The organism is Nostoc favosum CHAB5714, from assembly GCF_020829495.1.
In the GTDB taxonomy this organism is placed as follows: domain Bacteria; phylum Cyanobacteriota; class Cyanobacteriia; order Cyanobacteriales; family Nostocaceae; genus Nostoc; species Nostoc favosum.
The window spans coordinates 1-9380 of the sequence record NZ_JAIVFQ010000167.1; the positions used below are offsets into that span (position 1 = coordinate 1).

The window sequence follows — 9380 nt, forward strand, 5'->3', positions numbered from 1 at the left end:
TTTTCAAGGTTCGGTCTCCTGAAAGCGTCGCTATGAAACGCTTCGCTTCCGGCACTTATTCAATATAACGAACCTCCTTGATTGTGTCAACTATTTTTTCCAAAATTATTTTGGACGGCTTTTGAGTACCTATGAAAGCCTTAGAGAGTAAGGGTTATAGGCTATAGTATTCCTGGAAGTCACTAAGGAAGCAATAAAGTTGTGAGGAATTCTGGTGTTTTGCCGCCCTGGCTGGTTTTAGATCCACTGTTGCGTGGCTGGTTGTTGGAGGATATTGGCAGGGGCGATCGCACAACAAATACGCTAATAGTAGAAGATGTAACGCTAGGCTCGGCTAAATGGATAGCTAAAGCTGCAGGGATAATTGCTGGCTTACCAGTTGCTGCTAGGGTGTTTCAGATTTTGAATGAAAAAGTCAGCTTTGTGGCGGTTGCGGCTGAGGGTGCATGGTGTGAGCCGGGACAGGTAGTAGCTGAAATTCATGGTTCTCTGGATGCGCTACTGATGGGGGAACGTGTTGCTCTGAATTTAGCTATGCGGTTGAGTGGGATTGCTACGCTGACTAATATATATGTAGAGAAAATTGCTGATTTACCTGCTCAGTTGGTGGATACGCGTAAAACTACACCAGGGCTGAGACTGTTGGAAAAGTACGCGACTGCTTTGGGTGGGGCGATTAATCACCGCATGGGGTTGGATGATGCGGTGATGATTAAGGATAATCACATTGCGGCGGCTGGGGGAATTGGAGAAGCTGTTACCCGTATTCGTTCTCAGATTCCTTATCCCTTGACTATAGAGGTAGAGACTGAAAGTTTAGGGCAGGTAAAAGAGGCTTTGCAGTACAACGCTGACATTATTATGTTAGACAATATGCCTTTGGATACCATGCGTCAGGCGGTGCAGTTGATTCGCCAGCAGGATAGCCGGGTGAAAATTGAAGCTTCGGGGAATGTGACTTTGGAAACGATTCGCGGTGTGGCACAGACAGGTGTTGACTATATTTCTAGCAGTGCGCCAATTACTCAGTCGAAGTGGTTGGATTTGAGTATGAGAATTGTACTTTAAATATAAGGAAACTTTTGATTTATACAGCAATTTTCAGCCCTTCCTTCTCAGCTTAGTATTTTTCTAATTCTTGTTGAAGATAATGTTGAAATTCTATTAATCTTCCTTCTCCCCAACGTTGTTTGAAAGCTTTCAGTTTTTCTATTTGATACACCTTTCCATTCGCAGGAAAGTGAACACCAGAAGCAAAGAAAATGCTGGTACTAGGAGGACAATTCCAATCATTAGTTACCCAAATGACTTCAACTGAACGATAAATATTAAATTCATCTTTATCCGTTAATTCGGTGTTGAATTTATCGTCGATTAACCGAAAAATGTGTGTTATGACACCATATTGTCTTAAAATTATCAGTTCTCCTTTTCCTGGTTCATTTGCATTGTTTTCATCTCTACTATTTTGGTTTCTCCAATGCAGTTTAATATGTTCTCCTATTTTGTCTGTTTCACCTGTCCATTTACTATCTTTTGTCTGATATAACTTTTTAAAATTTTTAGTCCATTTTACTTCAAGTAATTCCATGTAAACTTTCCCCTCAAGTTTTGATAGTTTAATTTTACGAGTTCAAATTACATCAAGTGCATTATCAAATTCAGAAACAAAATCATCCAAATCAGAAATATAGTCTTCTGCAACATCGAAAATACTTTTGAGGTATTCTACTCTCTCTTTAACAACATCTTCAATCCAAGAATGGACTTTAGCCTTTTGTGCTAAACTTTCAACAATTGAAGTAGTATCTTCATAGTATGAAGATAGTGAGACTAAAACTCCAATTATTTTGTGAATAACTGGCAGCTTTTTATCTGTGGTTTCGTTGCTTTTTTCAATAAAGTAGTTAAATAGATTAAGGTGAAACTTGATGTCATAATCTGCGGATAGTCTAAGTTTTTCTGGTAGGGACAAATCTTTGCTTTCAAGCCAAGGATATGGTTCCATATTTTCTAGATTCAAACTTATATCACTAAAATTAAAATCACAACTATAATTATTCCAAGGAAGTTCTAGAACGAAGAAATTCATTAATAAATTGATAACATCATCATGATTTTTAGGTAATTCTTGAAAGTCTGATATAGAAGAAAAGTATTCTAATTCCAACCTAGTATCCAGCCACGAAAAAGCAAAATCTAGATCAAGAGTAGATAACTTCCATCCATGACAAGTTAAAATTTTCTCAAAAGCTGGAAATACATCCTTGCACACCACGTAGGTATAAAATTGCTCTCTATATTTTAGACAAGCGTTTTCAAGACTAATTTCTAAGTCTTTTTCGGTGTCTTCATCATGTTCAAAAAAATGTATTTTTTCATCTTCTCCTTCTTCGTAGAAGGCATAAGCATAACCTATTTCCCCTCTAGGCAAGAAACGTGGTAATTGATAATGCCCATAAGATAAATCATCTGGATAATTATCTGCTTTATTGTCTCGATGTGCAGCTAACATATCCAAAATGTCTGGGTAATCATTTAAATTTATTACAACCTTATTGGACAATAGAAGAGTTAAATCAATTGATGAATTGATTCTTGTCGGTTTATTAGAAGGATTAACAAGTTCATCTACACTAGATTTAATAACATCATTAGCCAAGCTTTGATTATCTATCTCTAATGAAGAACTTCGGCGTCGGCGCCGCCGGGAAGATAAATACTCTTCTTCTGGATAGTCTATCGAGCTATCTGTAATTTTATCTATAGTCATACTTGTTTCAGCAAATAAAGAGGTTACATTTATATAATTCCCCAAAAGCTTTCTCAAGTAACAACTAATTTTAGGTAAGTAGGGTGGCACAATAAAAGCAAACTATGTGAATAAAGATAAACTAGGCTAAAACGCTCTTCCCTTTTGCTTCTTGGCTTCTGGCTCATTCAAACAACAAATATTTACGCCGACCTGCTTAATGTTATTTTATGGGTTCTGCTTATGTAAGCATTTATTCCCTGACTTAAGCAATACTGCCGCGCTTTCTGGCTTCTTTATAGGAAGTTCCCACATTTTTTAGACCAGCTTTAATCATTTGTTGTTCGAGGAGGGCAAAGAAACGCGTTCTATCGCCACCTTTTACCACTGCTTGATTATGGGCTTCTGCGATCGCTACTGGGTAGCCATATCCTTTTTGGACTTGTGCTAGCATTAGCCCCAATGCTTGGTCTAGTATGGTTACATTCTCTGCTACCCATGCTGGAACTTCGATCCGGGCGATTTCGGTGCCAACGTGGACATAGCAAAAGTAAATGGTTTGATCTCCGTAGAGTTCGAGAATGGGGGAATTACTGCGCCACAGGGTACTGCGTTGTCCTGGTTTGAGTCGGGTTGCCCAAACAGAAGTATCTCGCAACTGTTCAAAAATTTTACAAGCTACTTTTTCTAGCTGATTTGGGCAATAAGTTTTACAGTCTGGCGCTGGATGAGGACAAGCTAATAACCGTAAAAAGTTCATTGTTTCGATGCTGCGAGAGGCACTAAGATACCCCATTAAGGGAATTTGAGCATCACGCATTTGCTGCCAAGCTTCCAGGATGGGGGGTAAAATGCGATCGCGTGCATCCATCGGTAATTGTTCTAAAAACCAGTAAATTAAGGAACCATCTACCATCGCCAATGCTGGTGCTTCTCCTTTCGCTGCACATGCAAGTTCTGCCAATACCGTTGTTTCTGAAGCAGTGCGGCGAAAACTCATCCATTCCTCGGTTCTAATTCCCCACTGCCGAGACATGTATAAATCTTCCGGGCGATAAAATACCTCTGGCAAACTATCTAGTAATGGATGGCGATTTTGCCCGTAGTGTAAAACTACTCTACCGATATTTAAAAGATAACAGTAGGCAATTTCGTGATGGTTGGGGGCAATTTGGGAACCATCGGTAGCGATGACAGTATGTACCTTGGGGGGAACTGGGATATCAATGCAGGTTTCTAACGGCTCAATTGGGGTAGCATTAGCAAAGAGAATGCGATCGCGCCATTTTTCCTGGCGATCGATTAAATCTTGTTGAGACTCGTAAGCATTTTTGAGATGTTGTTGCGCTAATTCTAAACGCTGACGACTGGCAACAGCTTCTAAAGTAAGATGCTGACTTAAACCCTGCATTTGTCGCGCCAGTTTTGTAAGATCAAGCATAAAAGTAAGTGCTAAGTGAGGAGTGAATAGTTATGAGTTATTATTTCACCTAAATAGAAAAACGTAAGCTTCTGGTTTATAATCTTTGCTATATATCCGGCTTCGTTACAATTTCGCGTTGGAATAAATTCCGAAGCTAATAACTAAAGTTCTCTTCAGACGACTAAATAAATGATTTCAGTCCACTTGAGTGGACTTAAGTTATAAGCCAGGAACTTAAGTTCCTGGCAGGATACCGGTAAATGCAACAATTTGACTATTACAAACATCTGGACAATGACAAGCCGTTTTAGGATAAAGGCATCAAGAGATGATTGCAACCTATTTCATATATTTAAAGCCAAGCAGAGAAATCTTTGGAAAAGAGAGACAGTGATAACAGATGAATTCGCGGATCATTTTGGGCAGCTTCCCGTTCTGCTTGGGTATTATAACCCCAGTCTGCGAGGAAGAGTTTCACATCTTCAAGGTCTGCTTGCTGTTGGACTAACTGCAAAGTCTTGAGTCTATCTTCTACAAACCAGAGACTAACTGCCTTGTTTTCTGCTTCCTGCTTTAAATTTCGCAGAATTTCATATTTAGGACGCTTGACTTCTTTGCCAATAATTGCTTCTGCTGGTAAATTCACTCCTTCTTGTTGCAACAATTGTTGGACAAAACGCCCTTCTTTAGTTGTCACAATGTATAGCTTAACTCCACTGTCAAGAGTTAATTTTATTTTTTCTACTACACCTGGATAAAATCTATGCAGACTTAGCCAACCATCTAAATCTGTGGTAATCCATTCATCTCGTTGTTTATCTAGTTTCGCGCCAATTTCTCTTGCTTGCAGCTTGTCATCTAACAAAAGTTTTGGGGCGATGCTTGCCCATTCATGAAGAATTTTCTCATCAGGAATTCCATCTACCAAGGCTTTGATTAAAACGGGCATTTCCCAACCCGTTTCAATTACAGGTCGTAGGCGATAGAATCTTAAAGCTAAATCATCTGGTGGTGTGTCGTTAGCAAAAGACCAAATTTCATAGTAGGTACGCCATGCTACCTCAAAATATTCAATTAGTCCGTCGCATATGACTCCATCAAAGTCTAGGGCTAAAATTGTGGGACTACTTGCTGTCATTGTTTTGAGGATAAACTGCTGTTGCCAGCTTAACTGAACTTGCAATGATTTGTTGTATCACAACTGTAGGCAGGAAAAATAGTCTGGATGATTGCAGGCGATCGCTTTAACACTCCCAAGCGAGTAACTCTTCATCGCATTCATGATTCCAAACCGCCTCGACCTTTTGCTTCTCAATAGTACCCACAGGGGTACTGTTACTTTAATAATCCAAAATGTCATAATTTGATTGTGAGTCCTCTGTGTAACTTCACATTGATAAGTTACCGGATTTTAGCAAATGATCCAAAATTCCAGACTGAATTTATTAGAGGTGCGTTATGCCGTTTCCTAAAACTTTCATTAAAGATGTACCGACTGCCAATAATACTCCCGTACCAAACGTGGGATTTCTCGCTCCGAGTGTGGGAACTTTTATCCTTACTGATAATAATGGTACAGCAAACTTTATTTGGCAACATGATGTAGAGGATGTAGACTTTCACAGTGAAAGACTGACGTTTGACGGTATTGTCACAATTGCCAGTCGTGATTTTTACCAAGGTACGATATCACTGGAGAAAGAAGAAACTGGTTCAGAGCAAATCAAGGTAACAATTCTCCTCTCAGTAGAAACAGCCGATGCTGATGAGGGTCATAGAATCTTTTATCGACGTGAGGAAGACAGTGACTACAACTTGTGGGCTGTTGACGCGAAGAAGTTCGAGCTTCACACACCCGCTCTTGGTGTTAGTTCTTAGAGGATGTTTTAAAAGGGTCTTTTGTTCTCCTAGTTAGTACAGTCAAGTATCTCAGTACATGGCTAAAACCTTGATTTATCGTCGAAGTTAACCCAAGTGAGAACAGCAAAATTATACCTTCTGGGGCTTTTAAAACATCCTCTTAATTAGCATTTGACTAAGCATGGTGCTACCTATTAACAGCAGTGCCATGCTTAGTGGTAATCAAACTGCTTTAATTAGCTGCCTTTTTAGTAAGCGGACTTTATATTTGTAGCCGCAATTTCTAGTAGATAATAAGAAAAATGCAAAACTTTAGCACAATCAACTTTACTTAATCTTTTAGCTTATTTAATGCTTCATTACGATAATTAAAAATACCATATCCAGGACTAAAGAGTAACGCCAGCAGAAAGAATCCTGATACTACTAAAACGATCGCAGGCCCAGAGGGCAAGTTATAAAAGTAGCTCAGATACATACCGCTAATACTAGAAATTACCCCAATTACCGCACCCAAAATCATTACTTGGTTGAGGCGTTTAACTAACAAATAGGCGGTAGCTCCTGGTGTAATTAAAAGTGATAATACTAAAATTACACCGACAGCTTTCATGCTGGCGACTATTGTTAAAGCTATTAGCACCATTAGTCCAAAGTTCAGCCGATTGACGGGCAAACCTGCGGCTTGAGCGCCTAAAGGATCAAATGTGTAAAATAAAAGCTCTTTGTATAATAAAAGAACAACTATTAAAACAATAGTGGCAATAATAGCAGTATCCCGCACTTCATCAATAGTAACACCGAGAATGTTACCGAAAAGGAAGTGGTTAAGGTCGATTTTGTTATCTTTTTGAATAACAGTAATTAGGGTAATACCAAGGGCAAAGAATGCTGAAAAAACTATGCCCATTGCCGCATCTTCTTTGATTGGCGATCGCACTCTAATCCAGGCGATCGCCATTGTACTGATAACTCCGGCAATAAATGCCCCAATATATATATTTGCTCCTACCATAAAAGCGATCGCTAATCCTGGTAAAACTGAGTGACTTATGGCATCACCCAGCAAGGCTAGTCGTTGTACCATCAAGTAGCTGCCTACAACTGCACACAACATCCCAACTAAAATGGCAATCACGAGCGATCGCTGCATAAAGCCGTATTGCAACGGCTCAATTAATGCTTGTAACATATTTTGTCATTTGTCATTTGTCATTTGTCATTCACTAATGCCCCATACCCAATGACATTTTATGCAGCGTCTGAAAAGTACATTACTTTACCACTATAAGCACGATGTAGGTTTTCTTGTGTAAGTACTTGTTGGCGTGAACCTGTGGCGATTAATTCACGATTTAGTAATATTAAATCATCAAAGTGGGTGATTGATTCCCCTAAGTCGTGGTTGACTACTAGCACAATTTTGTTATCGGCGGCGAGTTCATGGAAGACTTCAAAAATCACTGCCTGGGTTTTTTGATCAATGCCTACTAGAGGTTCATCAAAGCAGAATATTTCTGCTTGCTGTGTTAAAGCACGGGCTAAAAATACCCGTTGTTGTTGTCCTCCTGATAATTGTCCAATGGGGCGATCGCAATATTCGCTCATTCCAACTCTTTCTATGGCGCTTTTTGCTACTTGGCGACTAACTGCCGAGAAGCTACGCAACCAGCCTGTTTTCTTTACCCGTCCCATCATTACTACATCCCAGACTGTGGCGGGGTAAGTCCAGTCAATTTGGCTACGTTGTGGTACATAAGCAACTTTCTCTAATTGTTGCATCAAGGGTTTGCCTTCGCATAGCGCCGTACCACTACTAACAGGAACCAAGCCTAACATTGCTTTCATCAGCGTACTTTTGCCAGCACCGTTGGGGCCAAAAATACCCGTCAGTTTTCCCGGTTTGACGATACAGTTAACGTCCCTTAAGGCTTCTTGTGTCCGGTAGTATACCCCTAGATGGGCAATGCTAATTGCTGCTTTGGAACTCATGTCAAAAGCTTTAACAGTTTTTGCAGGCATTTCCTCTATTTTTGTCTGGGATAGGCTCAATTTTGCAGGAAAAGAGACGTTTTTCATAATCGGGTTTAAATATTTATTTCTTGAGCTTACTATAAAAATGAGAGAAATATGAAAAAATCTATAATTAGATGTAATATCCAAGATAAATGAAACTAATACTAGAGATAGACGGCAGTAATCCTTACGGCAAGGGAATAATCAGCAGAATGAAGAGAAAAGTTTTTTTCCGGCTTTGTTTGGGAATGCTTGTGCCTTTGGCTTTACTCAGTTGTACCCAGAAAGACTCTAACTCCAACACTACCAAGGGAGATAAGCCGCGAGTGGTTGCAACAAGTACTATCATTGCTGATTTGGCACAAGAGGTTGGAGGAGACGAAATTCAACTAAGTGGAATCCTAAAACCGGGTACTGATCCCCATGTTTACGAACCAGTACCAGCAGACAGCAGGGTTTTGGAAGAAGCCGACTTGATTTTGTATAACGGCTACAACCTCGAACCGGGGCTGATTAAATTGATGAATGCTTCTGGTGATAAGGCGCAAAAGTTAGCTGTGGGGGAAGCTGTCAAATCTTTGCAGCTTGATAAAGGCAAAGGAGAAGTTGTGCCAGATCCGCACGTTTGGGGTAGTGCAGAAAATGCGATCGCAATGACGAATGCAATACGGGATGCTTTGATTGAGAGATCACCTGAAGATAGAGAAAAATTTACTCAAAAGGCATCGCAACTTACTAATGAATTAAAACAATTGCATAGCTGGATTAATCAACAGATTCAAACTATCCCCGCACCTCGGCGTAAACTGGTGACAACTCATGATGCATTCCAATATTATGGACGTGCTTATGGGATTGCGATCGCAGGTACTTTAATTGGCATTAGTACCGAAGAACAACCAAGCGCTCAAACAGTCCAGCGATTGGTAGAGTCAATTAAAAAAATAGGCGTTTCTGCAATTTTTGCTGAGACTACAATTAACCCAGCTTTAATTAAGACTGTTGCCCAAGAAGCAGGGGTGAAATTAGCACCAAATCAACTCTATTCTGATTCAATTGGCGCTAAGGGAAGTCCAGGAGATTCTTATATCAAAATGATGGAGGTGAATACCCGTACAATTGTAGAAGCATTGGGGGGGAAATATACCCCATTTAAACTAAAGAAGTAAATTCATCATAGTAAATATCTACTGGAGTTTAGACTAGTTCCCGGTGCGAAACTGTTGAACAAATCAAATATAAAACTTTGTTAATAATCAATCGTTACATGTGCCAAGTATTGATTATTAACAAAGCTAATTTTAACTATCCCCCCACTACTTTTGATAC

General features: G+C 39.7%; 9 protein-coding genes. 3 read left to right on the top strand and 6 right to left on the bottom strand.

Translation table 11 applies throughout. The features are described 5' to 3' along the window. Window positions 1-201: 201 nt before the first annotated feature. On the top strand, window positions 202-1068 hold the full coding sequence (gene nadC, locus LC586_RS38385; protein ID WP_229491035.1) for a carboxylating nicotinate-nucleotide diphosphorylase: 867 nt from the start codon (window positions 202-204) through the stop codon (window positions 1066-1068). A gap of 52 nt (window positions 1069-1120) precedes the next feature. Here the strand turns inward: nadC and LC586_RS38390 are convergent, their stop codons facing one another. From LC586_RS38390 to LC586_RS38405, 4 genes are all read right to left on the bottom strand, one after another. Further along, the gene (locus LC586_RS38390) at window positions 1121-1591 is read right to left on the bottom strand and encodes a hypothetical protein (RefSeq protein WP_229491037.1); all 471 of its coding nucleotides are present in this window, start codon (window positions 1589-1591) and stop codon (window positions 1121-1123) included. A 42-nt stretch (window positions 1592-1633) separates the two neighbouring features. After that, entirely contained in the window at window positions 1634-2818 is a 1185-nt protein-coding gene (locus LC586_RS38395) for a hypothetical protein (protein WP_229491038.1), read from the bottom strand. Window positions 2819-3017: 199 nt separating this feature from the next. Beyond that, a complete protein-coding gene (locus LC586_RS38400) occupies window positions 3018-4193 on the bottom strand; it encodes a DNA double-strand break repair nuclease NurA (RefSeq protein ID WP_229491040.1) in 1176 nt (391 codons plus the stop codon). A gap of 334 nt (window positions 4194-4527) precedes the next feature. Continuing rightward, a complete protein-coding gene (locus LC586_RS38405; RefSeq protein ID WP_229491050.1) occupies window positions 4528-5313 on the bottom strand; it encodes an HAD family hydrolase in 786 nt (261 codons plus the stop codon). 320 nt (window positions 5314-5633) lie between these two features. Between LC586_RS38405 and LC586_RS38410 the strand changes: the two genes are divergently transcribed. Further along, a complete protein-coding gene (locus LC586_RS38410; protein ID WP_229491042.1) occupies window positions 5634-6053 on the top strand; it encodes a hypothetical protein in 420 nt (139 codons plus the stop codon). A gap of 313 nt (window positions 6054-6366) precedes the next feature. Here LC586_RS38410 and LC586_RS38415 read toward each other — a convergent pair whose 3' ends face one another. Together LC586_RS38415 and LC586_RS38420 are read right to left on the bottom strand one after the other, a co-directional pair. Then, complete coding sequence (locus LC586_RS38415; RefSeq protein WP_229491044.1) at window positions 6367-7227, bottom strand: metal ABC transporter permease; 861 nt, start codon at window positions 7225-7227, stop codon at window positions 6367-6369. 59 nt (window positions 7228-7286) lie between these two features. Beyond that, the gene (locus tag LC586_RS38420; RefSeq protein WP_229491046.1) at window positions 7287-8057 is read right to left on the bottom strand and encodes a metal ABC transporter ATP-binding protein; all 771 of its coding nucleotides are present in this window, start codon (window positions 8055-8057) and stop codon (window positions 7287-7289) included. A gap of 146 nt (window positions 8058-8203) precedes the next feature. Here LC586_RS38420 and LC586_RS38425 point away from each other — a divergent pair, with 146 nt between their 5' ends. Next, window positions 8204-9220 (top strand): metal ABC transporter substrate-binding protein, encoded by a 1017-nt coding sequence (locus LC586_RS38425; RefSeq protein WP_229491048.1) that lies wholly within the window; start codon window positions 8204-8206, stop codon window positions 9218-9220. The last annotated feature ends 160 nt before the right edge of the window (window positions 9221-9380 follow it).